The organism is Candidatus Poribacteria bacterium (assembly GCA_021295755.1).
In the GTDB taxonomy this organism is placed as follows: domain Bacteria; phylum Poribacteria; class WGA-4E; order WGA-4E; family PCPOR2b; genus PCPOR2b.
In genome coordinates this window covers 960-2,571 of the sequence record JAGWBT010000067.1, presented here as the reverse complement: position 1 = coordinate 2,571, position 1,612 = coordinate 960, and the positions used below count along the sequence as shown (strand labels likewise).

The window sequence follows — 1,612 nt, the reverse complement described above, 5'->3', positions numbered from 1 at the left end:
GTTGTCCACTACGCTCAAGTCTGATAATAATATTCTCTTGCAATACTTTATCATCCTTAAATGCTTTGTCACGAAACTCGAAAAGATGTAGGTGCCGGAGGGCTGCGCGCTCAAGGATAAAATCACGAAATGGGCGGTAATACGGTCCATTACAGAAACTGCGCGGAATAATTGCCACTATCTGCCCGCCCGGCGCAGCTAGCGCAACAGCTAGTGCCACAAAAGCCGAGTACAGATTCACCGTTTCGATCCCAACGCGACGTAAGGCCAAACGGTGCGGTGAATTACTACTGATTTTTTTGTAAGGTGGGTTAAGGATGACATGAGTATATTTTTGGAGTTCTTCAGCGAAAAGGCTTCCGGAAAGCCAATCTACAGCAGCGTGTATAAAATCAACCTTTCGGATTGTAGGAATAAACTGGGGATTGTTTTTGTATTTTTCCAATGTTTGATTCAAATAAGAATATAGAGAATCATCAATCTCGAAAGCATCTAGTTCTACACGCTGAAAGTCGAAACCGGCGGCACTCCACCTGTCCAAGAAAGCTACAGAAAGCGAGCCAATTCCAGCACCCGCGTCAAGCAAGCGACATCTACCTTCGCCATCAGGGAAAAGACTTGCCATGAAAGCCGCAGTCCTTGCTGATGTCAGAAACTGACCGAACTGCGATTTTTTCTTTGCTTCAGTGTTTTTTGATAACCGCAATCTGGTCTGTTCAATCGTTGACAACATCATGCGTTTCCTATTTTGCGCCCTAACAAAAAGCTTTAGTGGCAGCTTTCGATAGGGCCGAACTGCAGTTAGATACGATTCAGACGATTATAGACCACGGACGGCCAATTTCTCATGTTGTCTTTGAAAACCGCGGCTATTATCGTCCTCAATGACCTCCAGATTCACGCCGCGTTCAAAGCCGGGGAGGTTACCTTGATAGAAAGCTTGTTGATAAATGCCCTCATCGGTAAACTCCCAAACTCGCTGTTTTTTTCCAACACCGGGCCAATTGATACGAAGGATACGCTTCTTCTGACGGTACAACGCTGTCGGTGTGGGTGTGCTGGGCTCAACCTTGTACTTTTCAATGGCTTTTTCATCGACCTCAATTCCCAATCCCGGCGCGTCCGGCACGTCAATGAACCCATCTACCACCTCAAGCTCTCCTTTAAGCAGATTGTGTTCCCATAGCTCGAAGCAGGTGATATAGGGCAGTTGGGCGTGTGAGAGGACCGAACCGAGATGTATGGCGAAGGCGGTCGTGATACCGGTGCCGACCAATTGCAGCCAGAAAGGTTTGTTGAAGGCAGCAGCAAGCGCGGCATCGTGCCGAGTTTGCGTGGCACCACCACCAATTACGAAGCCGTCACTGCTATGGGCATGCAGAACCTCTTCGCGGAAGTGTTCAACAATAGGTTTGCACACACGTTCCCGGAGGATGCGAGCTCCGGTCAGGTCTTGCTGGAGATAGAAAGGGCTTTCATACATCCCGACATTGGGATGCGGGTCAAGCTGTTGGAGGATAATCTCGGCTTTTGCCTGAGTCAAGAGGAAGCCGTTGAAGTCTATATCGAACTTATAATCGAGCGGCACAACCTTTCCGACCGTTTCTATCTG

1 protein-coding gene and 1 pseudogene (1 of these 2 running past the window's edge) are annotated in these 1,612 nt (G+C 48.3%); both read right to left on the bottom strand.

From position 1 onward, the window contains the following. Positions 1 to 733: pseudogene (locus tag J4G02_11195) on the bottom strand (Eco57I restriction-modification methylase domain-containing protein); it reaches 715 nt to the left of the window's first position. Between the two features lie 87 nt (positions 734 to 820). Continuing rightward, positions 821 to 1,612 (bottom strand): hypothetical protein (locus J4G02_11190; GenBank protein MCE2395141.1); only part of this gene is annotated, 792 nt, incomplete at its 5' end.